18 protein-coding genes are annotated in these 17620 nt (G+C 72.0%); 9 read left to right on the top strand and 9 right to left on the bottom strand.

The features are described 5' to 3' along the window. The first annotated feature begins 75 nt into the window (after positions 1 to 75). The 3 genes from GEV28_RS12385 (at position 76) to GEV28_RS12375 (ending at position 2974) form a co-directional block, all read left to right on the top strand. Positions 76 to 1308: a sensor histidine kinase gene (locus tag GEV28_RS12385; protein WP_291411814.1), complete on the top strand. Its 1233-nt coding sequence runs from the start codon at positions 76 to 78 to the stop codon at positions 1306 to 1308. Beyond that, on the top strand, positions 1305 to 1970 hold the full coding sequence (locus GEV28_RS12380; protein ID WP_291411813.1) for a response regulator transcription factor: 666 nt from the start codon (positions 1305 to 1307) through the stop codon (positions 1968 to 1970). The genes GEV28_RS12385 and GEV28_RS12380 overlap by 4 nt, the downstream gene beginning before the upstream one ends. 335 nt (positions 1971 to 2305) lie before the next feature. Beyond that, complete coding sequence (locus tag GEV28_RS12375) at positions 2306 to 2974, top strand: hypothetical protein (RefSeq protein WP_291411812.1); 669 nt, start codon at positions 2306 to 2308, stop codon at positions 2972 to 2974. Positions 2975 to 3016: 42 nt separating this feature from the next. On the opposite strand, the gene GEV28_RS12370 is transcribed toward GEV28_RS12375, so the two are convergent. The 5 genes from GEV28_RS12370 to GEV28_RS12350 all read right to left on the bottom strand — a co-directional run bounded on the left by GEV28_RS12370 (position 3017) and on the right by GEV28_RS12350 (position 8779). Then, complete coding sequence (locus GEV28_RS12370) at positions 3017 to 3688, bottom strand: response regulator transcription factor (protein ID WP_291411811.1); 672 nt, start codon at positions 3686 to 3688, stop codon at positions 3017 to 3019. Further along, positions 3685 to 4386 (bottom strand): histidine kinase, encoded by a 702-nt coding sequence (locus GEV28_RS12365; protein ID WP_291411810.1) that lies wholly within the window; start codon positions 4384 to 4386, stop codon positions 3685 to 3687. Before GEV28_RS12365 ends, GEV28_RS12370 begins: the two co-directional genes overlap by 4 nt. 113 nt (positions 4387 to 4499) lie before the next feature. Beyond that, positions 4500 to 5399, bottom strand: a complete 900-nt coding sequence (locus GEV28_RS12360; protein ID WP_291411809.1) for a hypothetical protein — start codon at positions 5397 to 5399, stop codon at positions 4500 to 4502. A gap of 294 nt (positions 5400 to 5693) precedes the next feature. Beyond that, positions 5694 to 7631 carry a BTAD domain-containing putative transcriptional regulator gene (locus GEV28_RS12355; protein WP_291411808.1) on the bottom strand — a complete coding sequence of 646 codons (1938 nt, stop codon included), beginning with the start codon at positions 7629 to 7631 and terminating at the stop codon, positions 5694 to 5696. A 155-nt stretch (positions 7632 to 7786) separates the two neighbouring features. Beyond that, a complete protein-coding gene (locus GEV28_RS12350; protein ID WP_291411807.1) occupies positions 7787 to 8779 on the bottom strand; it encodes a methyltransferase in 993 nt (330 codons plus the stop codon). Between the two features lie 323 nt (positions 8780 to 9102). On the opposite strand from GEV28_RS12350, the gene GEV28_RS12345 reads away from it, so the two are divergent. Continuing rightward, complete coding sequence (locus GEV28_RS12345; RefSeq protein ID WP_291411806.1) at positions 9103 to 9240, top strand: hypothetical protein; 138 nt, start codon at positions 9103 to 9105, stop codon at positions 9238 to 9240. 193 nt (positions 9241 to 9433) lie between these two features. Here GEV28_RS12345 and GEV28_RS12340 read toward each other — a convergent pair whose 3' ends face one another. Further along, positions 9434 to 10627, bottom strand: coding sequence for an FAD-dependent monooxygenase (locus GEV28_RS12340; protein WP_291411805.1), 1194 nt, complete (start codon positions 10625 to 10627; stop codon positions 9434 to 9436). A gap of 54 nt (positions 10628 to 10681) precedes the next feature. On the opposite strand from GEV28_RS12340, the gene GEV28_RS12335 reads away from it, so the two are divergent. Continuing rightward, the gene (locus GEV28_RS12335) at positions 10682 to 11296 is read left to right on the top strand and encodes a PadR family transcriptional regulator (RefSeq protein WP_291411804.1); all 615 of its coding nucleotides are present in this window, start codon (positions 10682 to 10684) and stop codon (positions 11294 to 11296) included. Here the strand turns inward: GEV28_RS12335 and GEV28_RS12330 are convergent. Next, positions 11293 to 12195 (bottom strand): NAD-dependent epimerase/dehydratase family protein, encoded by a 903-nt coding sequence (locus tag GEV28_RS12330; RefSeq protein ID WP_291411802.1) that lies wholly within the window; start codon positions 12193 to 12195, stop codon positions 11293 to 11295. The genes GEV28_RS12335 and GEV28_RS12330 overlap by 4 nt on opposite strands. 113 nt (positions 12196 to 12308) lie before the next feature. Between GEV28_RS12330 and GEV28_RS12325 the strand changes: the two genes are divergently transcribed. Together GEV28_RS12325 and GEV28_RS12320 are read left to right on the top strand one after the other, a co-directional pair. Further along, complete coding sequence (locus GEV28_RS12325) at positions 12309 to 13013, top strand: TetR/AcrR family transcriptional regulator (protein ID WP_291411800.1); 705 nt, start codon at positions 12309 to 12311, stop codon at positions 13011 to 13013. A gap of 114 nt (positions 13014 to 13127) precedes the next feature. Further along, positions 13128 to 13295 carry a hypothetical protein gene (locus GEV28_RS12320; protein WP_291411798.1) on the top strand — a complete coding sequence of 56 codons (168 nt, stop codon included), beginning with the start codon at positions 13128 to 13130 and terminating at the stop codon, positions 13293 to 13295. Here GEV28_RS12320 and GEV28_RS12315 read toward each other — a convergent pair. Beyond that, the gene (locus GEV28_RS12315; RefSeq protein WP_291411796.1) at positions 13268 to 13897 is read right to left on the bottom strand and encodes a DUF5134 domain-containing protein; all 630 of its coding nucleotides are present in this window, start codon (positions 13895 to 13897) and stop codon (positions 13268 to 13270) included. The two genes, GEV28_RS12320 and GEV28_RS12315, sit on opposite strands and share 28 nt — an antisense overlap. 455 nt (positions 13898 to 14352) lie before the next feature. Here GEV28_RS12315 and GEV28_RS12310 point away from each other — a divergent pair, with 455 nt between their 5' ends. Both GEV28_RS12310 and GEV28_RS12305 read left to right on the top strand, forming a co-directional pair. Beyond that, complete coding sequence (locus tag GEV28_RS12310) at positions 14353 to 15648, top strand: hypothetical protein (RefSeq protein ID WP_291411793.1); 1296 nt, start codon at positions 14353 to 14355, stop codon at positions 15646 to 15648. Continuing rightward, positions 15645 to 16631 carry a glutamate ABC transporter substrate-binding protein gene (locus GEV28_RS12305; RefSeq protein ID WP_291411791.1) on the top strand — a complete coding sequence of 329 codons (987 nt, stop codon included), beginning with the start codon at positions 15645 to 15647 and terminating at the stop codon, positions 16629 to 16631. The genes GEV28_RS12310 and GEV28_RS12305 overlap by 4 nt, the downstream gene beginning before the upstream one ends. Positions 16632 to 17037: 406 nt before the next feature. On the opposite strand, the gene GEV28_RS12300 is transcribed toward GEV28_RS12305, so the two are convergent. Continuing rightward, the gene (locus tag GEV28_RS12300) at positions 17038 to 17559 is read right to left on the bottom strand and encodes a hypothetical protein (RefSeq protein ID WP_291411789.1); all 522 of its coding nucleotides are present in this window, start codon (positions 17557 to 17559) and stop codon (positions 17038 to 17040) included. Positions 17560 to 17620: the final 61 nt, after the last annotated feature.

The following is a 17620-nucleotide window of genomic DNA, read 5'->3' as shown; positions in this document are numbered from 1 at the left end:
CCCGGGGAGTATTTCGACCCTGGTTCGAGCCCTGTGCGCTGCCAGGGCCACCCAGGGTGATCTAACGTTCGTCTCATGGCAGCACCTCCGCGCGCGCCCAGGGGCCCGATGCTCCTGGCGGCCCTTCCGCCGTACGCGGTCGTGATCCCGCTCGCCGTCATCCAGGTGGGCGCGACCTTCCCTGCCGCCTACTTCCAGGAGCTCACCGGCCACGTCAACGCGCTGACCGTGCTGCTCACCCTGCTCGGCCCACTGTGCCTGCTGCGCAGGCGCAGCCACCCGCTGCCGACGCTCGCCGCGGTCGTCGTGGTGACCGTCGGCTACCTGCTGCTGCGGTTCCCCGTCTTCGGCCCGGTGTACCTGAGCGTCGTGGTGGCGGTGTTCAACGCGGTGCTGCACGGCCCCCGGCTGCTCGCCTGGCTGAGCGCGTGGTGGGGCGTCGCGGTCGTCCTCGTCGTCATGGACCTGGTGTCGGCCACGTACACCCTCGGCGTCGCGCAGGCCGCGTTCGCCTCGGCGTGGCTCACCCTGATCCTGGTGCTCGCGGAGATCGTCAAGGCCCGCAACGAGCGGATGGCGCAGGCCGAGACGGCGCGGGCAGAGCAGACCAAGCGGCAGGCCAGCGAGGAGCGGCTGCGCATCGCCCGCGAGGTGCACGACGTGCTCGCCCACCACGTGTCGCTCATCAACGTCCAGTCCGGGGTCGCGCTGCACCTCATCGACGAGCAGCCCGAACAGGCGCGGCAGGCGCTGTCGGCGATCAAGCAGTCGTCCAAGGAGGTGCTGGTCGAGCTGCGCAACATCCTCGGTGTGCTCCAGGACGTGGACGGCAACGGCCGGGACGACGGCTCCGCGCCTCGGCAGCCGGTCGCGAGCCTGGACCAGCTGGACCGGCTGCTGGAGCGGATGCGCGAGGCCGGGCTGCCGGTGAACCTCGACATCGAGGGCGACCGCAGGCCGCTGCCGAGCGGGGTCGACGCGGCGGCGCTGCGGATCGTGCAGGAGTCGCTCACCAACACCTACCGGCACGCGGGCCCGACACAGGCCACGGTCGTGCTGAGCTACCTGCCCGAGGAGCTGCGGATCCGGGTCGACGACAATGGCCGCGGCGATGCGTCCGCGGCGGCGTCGGCAGCGTCCACCGCAGCGTCGTCGATGGGTTCCGGCCACGGGCTGACCGGGATGCGGCAGCGGACCGAGGCGCTGGGCGGCACCCTGACCGCCGGGCCGCGGCCCGGCGGCGGCTTCCGGGTCGCCGCGGCGATGCCGACGCGCGGTGGACGCAGGACCGAGGGGGAGTCAGAGTGATCCGAGTTGTGCTGGCCGACGACCAGGCGCTGGTGCGCGCCGGGTTCCGCGCCCTGCTGAACGCCCAGCCCGACGTGGAGGTCGTCGGCGAGGCGGGGGACGGCAACGAGGCCGTCGCGGCGGCGCGCGAGCACCGCCCGGACGTGCTGCTGATGGACATCCGGATGCCGGGCCTGGACGGCCTCGAGGCGACCCGGGCGATCTCCTCGGACCCGTCGCTGGCCGACGTGCACATTCTCATTCTCACGACGTTCGAGGAGGACGAGTACGTCTTCGAGGCGATCCGGGTGGGGGCGTCGGGCTTCCTGGTGAAGGACACCGAGCCGGTGGAGCTGGTCCGCGCGGTCCACGTGGTGGCCGGCGGCGACGCCCTGCTCTCGCCCGGCGTGACCAGGCGGCTGATCGGCGAGTTCGCGATCCGCGCGAAGAAGGCCCCCGAGTCGTCCACTTTGGACGTGCTGACCGAGCGCGAGCGCGAGGTCGTCTCGCTGGTGGGCGAGGGCCTGACGAACGACGAGATCGCCGCGCGCCTGGTGGTCAGCCCGGCGACCGCGAAGACGCACGTCTCCCGCGCGATGATCAAGCTCGCCGCCCGGGACCGCGCCCAGCTCGTCGTCCTGGCCTACGAGTCAGGCTTGGTCCGCCCCGGCTGGGCCGAGTAACCCGCCCCGTACCACCCCGCGCCGCCCCCGTGTCGTCCCCTGGCGTGCCCGTGTCGCCCCGTGGCGTCGCTGTGTCGCCTGGTGGCGTGCCCGTGTCGCCCCGTGGCGTCGCTGTGTCGCCTGGTGGCGTGGCCGTGTCGTCTGGTGGCGTGGCCGTGTCGTCTGGTGGCGTGGCCGTGTCGTCTGGTGGCGTCGCTGTGTCGTCTGGTGGCGTGGCCGTGTCGCGTTGGTACTCCCGGCGCGGTAGTCGCGAAGCCTCCTCGGGGTTGAGGCGGTCGTCAGCGCGCGCTGTCAGGCTGAGACCGGCCACGGTCACACCGCAGAAGGGGAGTTCGATGACTGCCACGCAAGCCGCCCGCAGGGAGCTGGGGGTGCTGACCGGATCGTTGTTCGTCGTACTCTGGCTGGCCGGGACGTTCGTGCCGAGCGCGTCGGACGTGGCGTTCCCCAGACCGACCGACGACATGGAGACCGTGCGTGCGTCCGTCGAGGCGTCATCGTCCACTTTGGAGAAGGGCGCGGCGCTGCAGATCCTCGCCGGGATCGCGTTGCTGTGGTTCGCCGCGACGCTGGCCGGCTACCTGCGCCGCCGCGGCGCGAGCCCCGAGCTCGTGCTTGCCGGCGGCGTCACGGCGGCCGTCACGCTGCTGTTCAGCGCGGCCGGCAACGTCGCCATGGGCACGGACCTCGCGACCGACGCGGTGTCCGCGCAGCTGCTCTACCAGCTGTCGTTCTGGACCGGCGGACCCATCCACGTCGCCGCGCTGGGCACGATGATCGTCGCGGGTGCGCTGGGCAGCGGCCTGCCGAGGTGGGTCACCGTGCCCGGCATCGTGATCGGCGGGCTCGGCGTGCTCGCGTCGTTCTCCGCGCTGGTGTCCCCGATGACCATCCTCACCCCGATCGGCCGCTTCCTCGGTTTCCTCTGGATCCTGGTCGCCACGATCATGATCGCGACGAGGCGTCCGGCCACGGTGTCCACGGAGGACTCCGCACAGATCTGACCACGCACGACGAAGAGCCCGGCCGGCCCCGGGCTCTTCGGGTCAGTTGCCGAGACCGGCACGCCGCGCCTGCACCGCGGCCTCGGTCCGGTCCGCGATCTGCAGCTTCGCGAAGATCCGCGACAGGTAGTTGCGCACCGTCTTGATGGACAACCCGAGCCGCCGGGCGATCGAGGCATTCCCCAGACCGTCGGCCACCAGCTCGAGCACCGCCCGCTCCCGGTCGGTCAGCTCCGGGAACGGCTTCGACGACTCGCGCGGCTTGTTCAGGTAGTCCAGCGCCCAGCTCGCCACCTCGGACCCGAACACCACACCACCCCGGCGCACCGTTCCGATGGCCTGCCCGATGTCCTCCGAGCTCGCGCCCTTCACCAGGTACCCGCGGGCGCCGGCACGCATGGCCGCCAGGAACGTGTCGCGGTCCTCCAGCATCGACAGCATGATCACCGACGTGCCCGGGCAGCGGGTGGCGATCGTCTTCGTCACCTCGATCCCGCTCGTACCCGGCATGTTCACGTCCATCAGCGCCAGGTGCGGGCGCAGCCGGTAGATCTCCGACAGCGCCTCGGTCCCGGTCCGTGCCTCGCCGACGACCTCGACCTCACCGATCAGGTCCAGCAGCATGCGCAGCCCGGACAGGTACACCGGGTGGTCGTCGGCGATGACGACGCGGACGGTCTCGCGCGCTGGGCCGAGCTCGATGTTCGCTGTCACAGCAGGGTCTCCTCAACACCTCGGTGGGCCGGGAGGTACGCGGTGACCGAGACCCCGGAACCGTTGTCCGGCCCGATGTCGCCTACCTCGCACCAGCCACCCAGCTCCGCGGCCCGGCTGCCCATCGACGCCAGGCCGACGCCGCGCCGGCCGAGCCCCGCGCCGCCGACCCCGTCATCCACAATGGACAGACGAAGGCCCGCGTCCACGCGGACGCGGATCGCGCAGGTCCTGGCCTTGGCGTGCTTGACGACGTTGGTCAGCGCCTCCTTGGCGATCCAGAACGCGGCGACCTGCGTGGTCCGGTCCACCGCGGCGGCGGCCGGGTCGACGTCGGTCGCGACGGTCAGCGTGCCGCCGGTGGCCCTGCTCATCCGCCTGCCCAGCGCGCGCAACGCGTCGGCCAGCTGGTGCCCGTCCAGCTCGGCGGGGCTCTGGTCGGCCAGCACCCGGCGGAACTCGGTCATGAACACGGCCGCCTCGCGGCGCAGCTCGCGCAGCATCTCCTCGGCGGCACCCTGGTTGGCGGTCATCAGCTGGCCGACGATGTCCGCCCGCATCATGATCCCCGCGAGCCCCGGCCCGAGGCCGTCGTGCAGGTTTCGGCGCAGCCGCACCATTTCCCGGTAGTGCTCGCACGCACCGGACTCGCAGTCGGTGACGTGCTGATGGTCTGCCACGGTGAGCGCGCGGGGCACGGTGACCTCCGACGACTGGACACGGGTGTTCGATTACCCTCCGATGATTGGCCGTGCCTCTGGAGGTCACGTCGAGGCGGGAGCAGGGCCTTTTCGAGCAGGCCGTCAGCCGGTCAGCCCGCTGTCGCCGGGCGGCAGCGCAGGACGACCGGCCCGTGTGTGGCCAGCGCGACGTCCAGCGACAACGGCCGGCCGGCGGTCACGGCGGCGTCGCGGGCCAGCGCGGCGAGCCTGCGGACCGTGCCGCGGCCGAGCGAGTACCGGTAGCGCCAGCTCACCGGCAGGCTCACGGTGTGCGTGCCGCCGTGCGCGACGACGTGCGCGGTCGGCTTCCACGCGAGCTTCTCGCTGATCGTCGTGCCGTCCGCGGGGACCTCGTAGGTGTCCGCGGGCGAGCTGACCTCGGTGAGCCCCCAGCGTCCGTCGATGCGCACCGGCCGGTGCCTGGCCGGGCTGGCGTGCACGACCGCGGACGCGGTGGCCGGGACGAAGTGCTGCAGCAGCAGGACGCAGTTGCCGTGCGCGGTGACGAGCCCGCACCGCCGGCCCGCGGCGACCGCCTCGACGAGCGCCTCGGGCAGCGCCTCGAGGTGCTGGTTGTACATGGCGAGCTTGCCCGCGGTGCCCGAGCGCACCGGCTCGGGGCTCGCGACGCCCAGGGTCAACGCGCCGGTCGGCGGGCCGTGCCGGGTCAGCATCCCGTGCGCGGCCGGGAGGAGCTGGTCGACGACGGCGTCCGCGGCGACCTCGGGCGCGACCACGATCACCACGGTCGGGCCGGTCGGCAGCTGGTCGAGCAGGCTCGCGGTCACCGCCATCTCGGCGCCGACCACCGCGTGCCGCCGCGCCATCCAGCGCCGCAGCGGGAACACCCGCGCGCCCAGCCGCAGCGCCGGGCCGTCCCGCTCGGGTAACGCGCTGGTCAGCACGGAGATGTCGGTGCCACTGGCACTGTCACTCTCGGTGCCGGCGTCCACCGCCGGCCCGGTCGGCCACTCGTCAGGAGCGCGCATCTCGGACTGCACAGCGGTTCCTCTTCTCGTGCCAGCCGACCCACAGTGGCCGCTGAGGCCAACGTAGGCAGCGGAACACGAGATCCGCTCGACGCGCACTAGTGTCGCGTGGTCCTGTGCCTTTGCGTCCGCTGTGGATCCACGTGGTTCCTGGCAAGGCGGAGGAAAGTCGCTCGTACTGGATGTACTTGGGCTTTTCTCCAACGCCGTAACACAGACAGGGGCCGCGTTGGCCGCAGCGGCGTAAAGGTTTCAGGGTCACGCGACACTAGAGGGCGAAACAGGACCAAGCGGTCAGCCGGGAGAACGCTGGCCAGTGGTGTTGCGCCACCAGGAACTGCCGAGCATTCCGGACAGGCCGACCAGCCGGATCAGCGCGGGCACGTGGTGGCGCGGCTCGTCACCCTCGAGCAGCTCCTCCACGAGGTCCGCGTCGACCAGCTCGTCGAGCACGGTCTGCACGGCGGACGGGCTCATGCTCACCCGCTCGGCGATCTCCTCGGTCGTGAGCGGCTCGCCGTCCGCCGCGGCGAGCCGGCGGAACACCCAGCGCTGCCGGGCGGACAGCGTCTGGTAGGCCTCGGCGAGCCGGCCGAAGACGTCGAACCCGGCGTAGCTCAGCTCGTTCATCCGGTTCCGCTCGTCGGTCATCCGGGCGACCATCCGGGACAGGTGCCAGCCCGGCCGGCCGGCGAGCTTCGCACCGATCGCCCGAAGCGCCAGGGGGAGCCGGTCGGAGAGCTCGGCGAGCCGCTCGGCCGCGTCCAGCTCCTGGCTCACCCGGTTCTCGCCCGCGGTGTTGGCGAGCAGCTGCACGGACTCGGCCACCGACAGCGCGGGCAGCCGGAGCCGGACCGCGCCGGAGAGCGCGTCCATCGGCATCCGGCTGACCACGACCAGCGCGCAGCCGGAGCCGCTGGGGAACAGATGGCGCAGCGTGTCGGTGGAGCTCGCCTTGTCCAGCACCACGAGCAGCCGCCGGTCCGCGGTCCAGCTGCGGAACATCAGCGCCGCCTCGGCCACGCTGTGCGGCACGTCCGCCTCGTCGGCGCCGATCGCCTTGAGCATCCCGATCAGCACGTGCCGGGTCGGCATCGGCCGGCCGTCGCCTCCGGTGAGGTCGACGTAGAGCTGGCCGTCCGGGAAGTGCGCGCGGATGGCCCGCGTGGCCCGGACGACGAACGTGCTCTTGCCGATGCCCGGCCGGCCGACCACGTTGATCACGCGCAGGCCTTGCGCGTCGGGGCCGGTGAGCAGCCGGGTGAACCGGTCGATCTCCTGGTGCCGGCCGACGAAGTCGGGGATCTCCGCGGGCAGCTGCGCGGGCGCGGGGTGTGCGATGTGGACGGTCGGGGCGGGTTGCCGCGGGGGCGCGGCCGGCACGCCGGGCAGGTCGAGCTCCGGGTCGGCCTCGAGCATCAGCTGGTGTAGCCGCTGCAGCTCCTGGGCAGGGTCGAGGCCGAGCTCGTCGACCAGCGCGGTGCGGATCCGCTGGTACACCCCGAGCGCGTCGGCCCGGCGGCCGCTGCGGTACAGCGCGATCATGAGCTTGGCGGAGAAGTCCTCGCGGGTCGGCTCGCCGCTGACGAGGCTCGTGAGCTCGCCGATGATCTCCTGGTGCCGGCCCAGCTGCAGGTCCGCCTCGATGCGCAGGGCGAGCACCGTGCGGCGCAGCTCGTCCAGCCGGGTGGTGTGCGAGTAGAGCAGTGGTCCGGTCGAGACGCCCTCGAGGAAACCGCCGCGCCACAACGAGAGTGCCTCGCGGAAGGTGTCCGACGCGGCCTCGGTCCGCTGCGCGAGAAGCTCCGCGCGACCGCGCCGGGCGAGTGCCTCGAACCGGTTGGCGTCGATGTCGTCGAGCGCCGGCAGCTGCAGGATGTAGCCGCCGGGGTGGCTGAGCAGGGTCGGGGTCGCGCGGCCGCCGGTCGGCTTGTCATCGAGTTTGAGCAGCTTGCGCAGCTGGTAGATGTAGGTCTGCACGGTGGTGAGCGCGCTCTGCGGCGGGCTTTCCTCCCACAGCTCCTCGACGAGCTGGTCGACCCGGGTCACCGAGTTGGCCTGGACCGCGAGCAGGGACAGGACCTGGCGCAGCTTCGGCGCGGACGGGGTGACCACCTTGCCGCCGCGGGCGAGCAGCAGCGGGCCGAGCAGGCCGAGCGTGATCGCGCCGGCGAGCTCGTCGTGCGCGTGCTGGGTTCCGGCCGGCCGGCCGGCGAGCTGGAGTGGTAACAACGATGGGGCCTCTGCTCCATTGTGACGATTCTGCATGGACACTCCAGACCCGAGTCCCGACGTGCTTGGTGGCCTTCTCCCGACACCACATGGTGACACCGGGTCCGGCGGGGATCGGAGGTCGTCAGCGTTCTTCGACCACGGTTCGACTCGTGTTAGGGCAGCTTCTGCCCGACCACCAGTGACTCCGTGTCGACGAAGGCGCGTACCTCGATGCCGGTGAGGCCCGCGGCGGCCAGCCAGCCGCGGCAGTCGTCGGTGGTGTTGACCGTCCCGGCCGGACCGATCAGCTGGGTGCTGAGGCTGTGCACCCAGTTCTCGTTGGTGTGCGGGCGATCCGGGTCGATGAGCGGGTCGTGGACGAGCAGGGTGCCGCCGGGTCTGAGCGCTCGTGCGGCCCTGGCCACGAGGTACGCGCACCGGTCGTCGTCCCAGTCGGACAGCAGGTGGCCGAGCAGGTAGACGTCGGCGGGCGGCAGGTCGTCGGTGAAGAAGTCGCCGCCGCGGAAGCGCATTCGATCGGTGAGGCCGAGCCGGGTCGCGTGCTCGTCGAACAGCGGGCGCACCGCGTGCAGGTCGAACGCCGTGCCGGTCAGGTGCGGGTGCGCGTGCAGGATGCTCGCGAGCACGGTCCCCCTGGCGCCACCGAGATCGACGACGTGCGTGGCGCCGGCCGGGTCGATCTCGCGCGCGAGCGCGGGACCGCAACGCGCGGACCGGGCGTCTGCCGCCTCGACGAACCGGCGCAGCGCCACCGAGTCCGGGCAGAAGCCGAGACCGGCGTCGGCGCCCTGCGGCTCACCGGTCTCCAGCAGCGCGCGCAGCCGGGTCCACAGTGGAAACTGCCAGCCGGCGACCGCGAACGGGCCGCCGGTGTAGTCGGGCTCGGTGCGGTCGAGCCGGCTGTCAGCGGGCGCGCGGTTGCGGTAGCGGTCGCCGTCGAGGGCGAGGATCCCCATGGTGCACAGGCCGTTCAACAGCGCCTCGGTCGGCCGCGGGTGCAGCCGGAGCCGGGCACACAGCTCGGTGAGCGTGGCGGGTTCGTCGGCGAGCAAGGAGAACACGTCGAGCTCGACCGCCACCGCGACCATTCTGGACTGCCGGAACGCGGTCGCCACCGCGTAGAGGTCGGCCTGGTCGGTGACCACCGCGGGCTCCTCTCCCTCCCTGGGGTGACGAGGGTGCGGGCGCCCGCTCGAAACCCGCTCGAGAACCGGTCCGGAGCCGTCGTGTCCAGCCGTCCCGACCCGGTCTCGAGCCGTCCTCGAGTGGCCGATCTCACCTTGGGGCCATTGAGAGACAGGAGCGGGCATGAGTCGACAGACCAAGCCAACCACCGTGCTTCGCGCGAATGCCGTCCACGCCGAGCGGAGCGAGGCAGGTGCCACGGCGTGAGCAAACCAACCAACCCAGCCACCGTGCTTCGCGCGAATGCCGTCCACGCCGAGCGGAGCGAGGCAGGTTTCACAGCATGAGCAACCAGCCGCAAGGTGTCGGCGAGGTCCGGCCGGCGAGCACCCCCGCGCCGGCGCGGGAGTCCGGTCAGTCGCAGGTGTCGACCGCGGCCGACCGCTCGTCGGACGATCACCTCATCCGGGGGTACAACTGATGTCTCGCCGCACCCGACTGTGCCGCAACTGCGTGCTGCGCACATTGGCCGGCGTCGCCTGGCCGATGTGGGGCGGCCGTCCCGAGGGCTGGCCCCGGTTGACCCGATGCCGGTCCTGCGCGACCCGGCTACGAGGTTAGCCGGGGTCCCCGGGTGGCGCGGGCGGCCAACGGCGTCCGCCCGCGTCACCCGGTCACGCCGTCGAGACCGGCTCGTTCCACTCGATCCGGTGGTCGTACAGCCAGCCTTGCCTGCTGGAGGTCTTGGCCACGAACTTGAGGATCGTTGGCAGCATCATCCGGCCGATCCGCCCCATCGCCTTGCCGTCGCCGTTGCGCTTTCCTTGTGCCACCACGCGTTCCACCCGCTTGCGGCGCAGGCCCTCGTAGGCCGCGAACGCTTGCGGGATGTCCGGCAGGTCACGCAGGCACTTCGCCAGCGTCACCGCGTCCTCGATGGCCATCGACGCGCCCTGGCCGGACGCCGGCGAGGTGGCGTGCGCCGCGTCGCCGATGATGATCATGCCGTCCCGGTGCCAGACGGGCACCTTCGGGTAGTCGTAGGTGTTCCAGCCGGAGAAGATGTGCTCGGTGGCGTCGATGACCTTCAGTGCTGGGAAGTCGTCGCCGGCGAACAGGTCGCGGAGCTTGGTCCGCCACTGCTCGGGGGTGATCGCGGCCAGGGCCTTCGGCGCGAGCTCGGTCGGCTGCGGCGGGTTCGCGAACCACCACACCTCCCCGTCCGGGCGCGCCACGTAGCTGAAGAAACAGCGCCTGCCGAAGAACATGTGCATCACCCCGGGCTCGCCGGGCAGCGTGACGCCGCGCGCGTAGCCGCCCGCGTTGAGCAGCGGCACGTACCGAGGCGCGGGCGCGTTCGGGTCGATGATCCGCCGGGTGGCCGAGCGCAGGCCGTCCGCGCCGATCAGCAGGTCGCCGCGGGCGGTGCTGCCGTCGGCGAACCGCGCCAGCACACCGTCCGGAGTGGACTCCGCGGAGACGAGTCGCTTGCCGTACTCGATCGGCACGCCGCGGCGCACCGCCTCGTCACGCAGGATCCCGTAGAGGTCGGCGCGGGTGATGGTCTGGTTCCGGGTCCCGTCCGGTAACGGCGCGCCGAAGGAGAACTCGGCCAGCCGTCTGCCGTCCATCTCGGCGACCATCGACGGGGTGTCGACGCCCTTGTCCCGCACCAGGTCGCTCAGCCCGAGCGTGCGCAGGGCGGCCAGCCCGTTGACCGCGAGGGTGAGGAACGCGCCCACGCCGTCCGCGGTCCGGTCGTACGCCTCGTAGACGGTCGAGTCGATGCCCGCCTGCTCGCATGCCATCCCGGTGACCGGTCCGGCCATCCCGCCGCCGATGATCAGTGCCTTCATGGGTATAGTCATAGTATGACTATACATAACATGACTGCTCGCGCAAGAGTTGATTAGGGTGACGCCGTGGCCCGGAGTTCCGATCGACGTTCCCCGCTCGCGCTGGTGCTGCTCGCGCTGCTGGCAGAGGAGCCGATGCACCCGTACCGGATGCGGCAGATGATCAAGGAGCGCGGCAAGGACAAGATCGCCAACGTGGCCGCGCGGAACAGCGTCTACCAGACGATCGACCGCCTGCTGCGTACATCGCTGATCGCCGTGCGGGAGACCTCGCGCGACGAGCGCCGCCCGGAGCGGACGGTCTACGAGCTGACGGGTGCCGGCCGGGACGCGCTGCGCTCGTGGACGCGCGCGATGCTGGCGTCGCCCGCGCGTGAGTTCCCGGAGTTCCCGGCCGCGCTGGCGTCGCTGATGTTGCTGGCGCCGGAGGACGTGCTGGAGCAGCTGTCGGCGCGGGCGGCGGCGTTGGCGGCGGAGATCGCGACGCGGGAGGCGGAGGTCGCGTCCGTGCCCGGCCTCCCGCGCCTGTTCACCCTGGACGACGAGTACCTGCTCGCGGTCCGGGGTGCCGAGCTGCGGTGGGTCGACGGCGTCGTCGCCGCCCTCCGCTCGGGCGAGCTGACCTGGTCCGAGGAGTGGATCAGGGCGATCGCGGAGAAGGTGGAGGGCGGGGGGAACTAGGCGGCCACGTTCTTCAGTGCCGTGTTGAGGTCGGTCGGGGTCAGGCCGAAGGTGTGCTCGGTGAGCGAGGAGTCGATCACGAACGGGCGGATGAACTGGTACCGCGTGGTGCGCAGCTCGCGGATCATCGGGGAGAACAGGCCGGCGGTCCACAGCACCGGGTAGGGCAGGCCGCCCACCTTGGCCGGCGGCAGGCCGTTGACCTCGGTGAACCGGGTGGCCAGTTGGCGGACGGTCAGCGGCGGGTTGGTCGGCACCAGCCACGCCTTGCCCCAGCCGCGCTCGTCGGTGGCCACGGTGGCCAGCGTCCGTGCCACGTCGGCGATCGCGGTCCAGCTGTGCGGCGTGTCCAGCGCGGCCGGCACATTCGCCCGCTTGCCGGCCCGCAGTGGCTTGGCGAGCACCGCGTTGAAGATCGAGTTCGCCTCGATGTAGTCGCTCGAGCGGACCTCGGTGGCCCGGATCTTGCCGGCCTCGTGAGCGGCCAGCGCGGCCCGCCACATGTCCGCGCGAAGCTTGAGCTTGGGGTGGGTCGCCGCGAGCGGGGTGTCCGCGGTGATCGGGGCGTCGACCTCGCCGTAGCCGTAGAGGTTGCTCGCCGCCGCGAGGACCGCGCCGCCGCGCTCGGCCGCCGTCAGCAATGCCGAGGCGATCGGCGGCCAGTCGGTGAGCCAGCGGTGGTACTGCGGGCTCGCGCAGTTGTACAGCGCGACGGCGCCCTCGGCGAGCGAGGACAGCCGGTCGGCGTCGGTGGCGTCGGCCGCCACCCGCTCGATGGCCGGGTGCGCCGGGCCGCTGCCACTTCTCGTGACGACCCGGACCTGCTCGCCGCGGTCGGCCAGCAGGGTCGCGGTGGCGGTGCCGACCGGTCCGGCGCCGACGATGACGTGGAGTGCCATGGCGAGATCCCTCTCTCATTCGAGAGCACTGCTCTCTGTTCGGTTCCATGCTCCGCCAGAGCACTGCTCACTGTCAAGAGCAGTGCTCTCGAATGTGTGCAATACTCTCAACCATGACCGACCGAACCGCGGGGTCGATCCGGGCACGGGTGCGTGCGGAGATGATCGACGAGATCAAGGATGTCGCCCGCCGCCAGCTCGCCGCGAACGGGGCGGACCTCTCGCTGCGGGCGATCGCCCGCGACCTGGACATGGTGTCCTCGGCGATCTACCGGTACGTCAGCAACCGGGACGAGCTGCTCACGGCGCTGATCCTGGACGCCTACAACTCGATGGGCGAGGCGGCCGAGGCGGCCGGCGCGAAGGTTCGGGACCGGACGGACTACTTCGGCCGCTGGCTCGCGGTCGCGCACGGCCTGCGTGCCTGGGCGGTCGCGCGCCCGCACGAGTACGCGCTGATCTACGGCAGCCCGGTGCCCGGCTATGCCGCGACGCAGGACACCGTCGCGCCCTCGATGCGCCCGGTCGTCGTGCTCGGCGCCATCCTCGACGACGCGCACGCCGCCGGCCGGTTGGTGGTCGCAGACCTCCTGCGTCCGGAACCGGTGCTGCGCCCGGAGCTCGCGCAGATCAAGGACGTCGTGGCCCCGGGCATCAGCGAGGCGGTCATGGCCCAGGCACTGATCGCGTGGACCGAGGTGTTCGGCGCGATCAGCTTCGAGCTCTTCGGGCGCTTCAACAACACCATCACCGACCTCGAGGCCTGGTTCGATCACCAGGCCAGGGTCATGGCCGCGTTCCTCGGCCTCACGGGCTGAGCACCAGGGCGTCCAGCAGCCGGTCGAGCCCCCAGCGGAACTGCGCCTCGGAGTTCCACGTCGCCGCGACCGCCGCCGTGCGCGCGCTCAGCGGGAACTCCGCCGGGTCGACTGGTGAGAGCCGCTCTCGTCGCGGTCGGCGTGCTCGTGCCGCTGGACGTGCCGGGCGCGGACACGGCCAACGTCGTCGGGTACGTGCTGTGGAGCGGGTGGCTGGTCTCGCTGGCCGTCGAGCCGGTCAGATCGGCCCGGCGTCAGCCCAGCATCGCCAGCAGCAGGTAGCCGTTGCCCAGCGCCATCGTCGCCTGGCAGGACGCGGTGATCCGCGGGGTCAGCAGTATCGACGGCACCCCGGCCGGCCCCGGCCGCCAGTCCGTGCCGACCACCAGCAGCACCGCGGACACCGCGAAGTAGCCCACCAGCGCCCAGCCGACCACCGGCAGCGCCATGCCCGGCGAGTCGAGCCGACCGGCGAGCCACGGCGCGGTGTCGGGTACGCCGTGCCCGCCGCCGTGGCGCATCGCGCTCAGCATGTAGAGCATCGCCAGCGCCGCCACCGCGTGGTGCAGTCCGGTGCCGTGCCACCCCATGCCGTCCCGCGGCGGCGGTCCGGTCCGCCGCTCCCGCCACCACGAGCCGGCGAACCAGGCCGCCATGATCAGGAAGATCGCCTGCCACCCGGCCATCGGCAACGGGCCACCCGCCGGTGAGGCCATGGCGGCCATGCCGATGCCCATCAGCACGTGTGCGATGTCAACGGCGCGGTGCCGGCCGGGATAGCCGGCCGGAGCCCGGTGTGCGGCGGCGAGCCTGGCCACGCAGTACCCGGCCACCGCGAGGAACGCGGCGGTGCCGGCCCAGCGGAGCCAGACCTCTGCGGTCACCTCGCCGGGCGGAGCGACCCGTCCGGGGTCCAACCGCGGTCGCCGCGGAAGGTGGCGACTTGTTGGAGGTCGGGGCGAGTGTCCATTTTCCTCCACCTGGCATTCCGGGGTGTTCGGGCGCTCGGTTCGAGATTCGCACGCGAGAGCCCGGAATTCCAGAGCGCAACCGAGCGACTACCCAGAGATCAAGTGACCGGGTTTCGTTACAGTGCGTGCCTGTTACGTGGCGTGACGGGACTCGGTCGTGGCGTGCGACAACGACGGTGGCCGACACGCGGCCGCTGGACTAGGTTCGTTTGCGAATCACAGGCCGGTAACTGCGAGGGGAATGCGGACGTGATGAGGGGCTCCGTGGTGTTGACTCTTCTGGCGTGGAGACTGCGCCGGGATCACCGATGGTGACCACTGCGGCACCCGAGTCGGCGACCAGCACGGGGGCACGCAGAGTGTGGGGGATGCCGGCGACCGCTGTCCGGCGTGCCCGCAGGTCCGCGGCGAGCACACCCGGCCGGCTGTTCGTGGTCGGCGTCGGGCTCGTCGTGCTGGCCCTGCTCACCGGGGTCACCGGGGCGATCGCACTGCAGCAGAAGCAGGCCACGATCGACAACCTGATCGACCACCGCGAGCCGCTCGCCGCCGCGTCCCAGCAGATCTACCGCTCGCTGTCCGACGCCGACGCCACCGCGGCCAGCGCGTTCCTCTCCGGTGGCAACCCGCCCGCGGCCCTGCGCGAGCGCTACGAGCTGGACATCGCCCAGGCCGGCGCCAACCTGGCGAAGGCGTCGGCGGACGTCGCCGGCGTGCCCGAGGCCGAGGAGCAGGTAGACCAGCTCGCCCAGCAGCTGCCCGTCTACACCGGACTCGTCGAGACCGCGCGGGCCTACAACCGGCAGGGCTTCCCGGCCGGTGCGGCCTACCTTCGCGAGGCGTCCGGGCTGATGCGCGCGAAACTGCTGCCGGCCGCGCAGGAGCTGTACTCCATCGACTCCCGCCGGCTCGCCGACGAGCAGGCGCAGGCCAGGGAGTTCCCGTGGATCACCGCCGGCCTGGTGCTCGTGCTGCTGGTCGCGTTCGTCGCCACCCAGATGTACCTGACCCGGCGGACCAACCGGCTGCTCAACGTGGGGCTGGTGGTCGCCACCATCGCTGTGGTGGTCGGGCTCGCCTGGGGCACCGTGGCGCTGCTGCTCGAGTCGGCGAAGGTCGCGAACGGGCAGGACAGCGGCACCCAGCAGGTGGAGCTGGCCGTGCAGGCCCGGATCAACGCGCTCAAGATGCGGGCCAACGAGACGCTCACCCTGGTCGCGCGCGGTGACGGCGCAGAGTACGAGGACGACTGGCAGTCCCTCGCGTCCGAGGTCTCCGGCGACGGCGACGAGAACCTGCTGGTGCGCGCCCAGGGGCTGGCGGCGAACCAGGAGACGTCCGACGCGATCGAGGCGGCCAGGGCGAACGTGACCGCGTGGCTCGACGCGCACGACCGGGTCCGCCAGCTCGACGACGACGGCCAGTACCAGGAGGCGGTGGCGCTGGCCATCGGCGACGCCGAGGACGGCGCGGCGGGCGCGTTCAACGAGCTCGACGCCAACCTGCTGCGCGCGATCAACGACGGGCGCGGGGTGTTCGTCGACGAGACCAGCTCGGCGAGCGAGGCGATGACCGGACTGGCGCCCGGGACCGCGGCTCTGGCGCTGCTGGCCGCCGCCGGGGTGACAATGGGAATCAGGGAACGACTTCAGGAGTACCGGTGAGCAACAAGCGCGGCGCGGTGGTGTTGTCGTTGCTGCTCGCCTGCGCCACCGGATGCGCGGGCGGCGGCAGGCCGGTCGATCTGGCCGCAGTGGACTCCGTCGAGCGGCCGGCGCCGGTGGGTGTCGAGGAGAACCCCGCGCCGCCGTCGACCTCCGCCGCACCCACTCCGAACTGCGACCCGGAGGCGAGCTTCCGGCCGCCCGAGTCCATGCCGCAGCCGGGTCGGATGCCCGCGGGCTCGACGATGAAGGCGATCCAGGACAGCGGCAAGCTGATCGCCGGGGTCGACCAGAACACGTTCCTCTTCGGGTTCCGCGACCCGACGACCAACGCGCTCGAGGGCTTCGACATCGACCGGGTGCGCGAGATCGCGAAGGCCATCTTCGGCGACCCGAACAAGGTCCAGTTCAAGGTCGTCACGTCGGCCGGCCGGATCGACGCGCTCAAGAACAACCAGGTGCACATCGTCGTCCGCACGATGACCGCGACCTGCGCGCGCTGGCAGCAGATCAACTTCTCGGCCATCTACTACACCGCGGGCCAGCGGCTGCTGGTCGACCGCGCGTCGAAGGTGACGAGCCTCGACCAGCTGGGCGGCAAGAAGGTGTGCGCCGCAAAGGGATCCACGTCGATCAAGACCATCGCCGAGCACAAGGCCGACCCGATCCCCGTGCAGGTGGACAACTGGTCGGACTGCCTGATCATGCTGCAGCAGGGCCAGGTGGACGCGATGTCGACCGACGACACGATCCTCGCGGGGATGGTGGCCCAGGACCCGAACGTGAAGATGGTCGGGCCGCGGATCACCCGCGAGCCGTACGGGATCGGGATTCCCAAGAAGAATGTGGACATGGTGCAGTTCGTCAACGGGGTGCTGGCGCAGTCCGTGGCGGACGGCGCGTGGGCGGACAGCTACGACAAGTGGTTGGGCCCCACCGGCGAGCCACGGCCGGATCCGCCGACGCCCAAGTACCGGGACTGAGGTGGGGATGACCAGGTGCCCGAGGCCGGGTTGCGCCGGTGAGCTCGTGGACGGCAACTGCACGGTGTGCGGGATGGCCGTCGCGGCCACCGCTGACCAGGAGGCCGAGCGCCTGCGCAGGGAGGCCGAGGAGCAGGCGTCACGGCTGCGCGAGGCCGCGGACAACAGCGCCGACGGCACCGGTTGGTTCCGCTCGGCGGCCGCACTGTCCGGCGAGGAGGAACCGCCGCGACCGTCAGGTGCTCACCGCAGGCCGGACTCCCCGGGCGCGAAGCCCTCCCCGGCGCCGCGCGCACCGGCCGGTGGCACGCCGGCCGCGGGTGGTGCGGCAGCGGGTGTCGGCGGGCCGGGCCGGCCGGGGGCGTCGACGGGGCAGCAGCAAGCAGGGGGGCAACCGGTGGGGCAGTCATCGCAAGGGCAGGGAGCGGGCCGACCGCCCGCGGCACAGACCCAGCAGGGACAGCAGGAACAGGCGCAGCCGGAAGCGCCGCGGCACCAGCCGGCCGGGCAGGCCCAGCCAGGCCAGCCGACCGTGTTCGGCCAACCCGTCGGCCAGCTGCTGCCGGGACAAGATCCGGCGGCCGCGCCGCATCACCAGGTCGGGCAGCCGCAGACAGGGCAGCAACCCTCGGCCCAGCCGCGGGGCGGGCAGTGGCAGCCGGGCCAGCCGCCGGCATCGCACCCGCAGCCAGGGGCGTTCGCCCAACCCCAGCCCAGCCAGCCGGGACCGTTCGGGCAGGCCCAGCCCAGCCAGCCGCAGGCGCCCTTCGGGCCGCCGCAGCCCGGCCAGCCGCAACAAGGTCGGGCTCCGGCCGGGCAGTACGGCCAGGCCCAGCCCGGGCAGCCGCAGCCGGGGCAGTTCGGGCAGGGGCAGCCCAGCCAGTCGCAGCCCTACGCCGGCCAGTCGGGACCGTCCTCGGTCAGCCAACCGCTGCGGTACAGCCAGCCGCTGCCGGCGCAGTACGGGCAACCGAGGCCAGCCGGCCAAG

It is taken from the genome of Actinophytocola sp. (assembly GCF_009379765.1).
GTDB lineage: Bacteria > Actinomycetota > Actinomycetes > Mycobacteriales > Pseudonocardiaceae > Actinophytocola.
The sequence above is the reverse complement of the archived record's forward strand: the minus strand, read 5'-3'. Positions and strand labels throughout refer to the sequence as shown.

Bases quoted from the DNA above. Each gene is read 5' to 3' on its own strand.
- GEV28_RS12385 (WP_291411814.1), top strand. From the start codon at position 76: ATGGCAGCACCTCCGCGCGCGCCCAGGGGCCCGATGCTCCTGGCGGCC.
- GEV28_RS12375 (WP_291411812.1), top strand. From the start codon at position 2,306: ATGACTGCCACGCAAGCCGCCCGCAGGGAGCTGGGGGTGCTGACCGGA.
- GEV28_RS12360 (WP_291411809.1), bottom strand. From the start codon at position 5,399: ATGCGCGCTCCTGACGAGTGGCCGACCGGGCCGGCGGTGGACGCCGGC.
- GEV28_RS12345 (WP_291411806.1), top strand. From the start codon at position 9,103: ATGAGCAACCAGCCGCAAGGTGTCGGCGAGGTCCGGCCGGCGAGCACC.
- GEV28_RS12340 (WP_291411805.1), bottom strand. From the start codon at position 10,627: ATGACTATACCCATGAAGGCACTGATCATCGGCGGCGGGATGGCCGGA.
- GEV28_RS12330 (WP_291411802.1), bottom strand. From the start codon at position 12,195: ATGGCACTCCACGTCATCGTCGGCGCCGGACCGGTCGGCACCGCCACC.
- GEV28_RS12325 (WP_291411800.1), top strand. From the start codon at position 12,309: ATGACCGACCGAACCGCGGGGTCGATCCGGGCACGGGTGCGTGCGGAG.
- GEV28_RS12310 (WP_291411793.1), top strand. From the start codon at position 14,353: ATGCCGGCGACCGCTGTCCGGCGTGCCCGCAGGTCCGCGGCGAGCACA.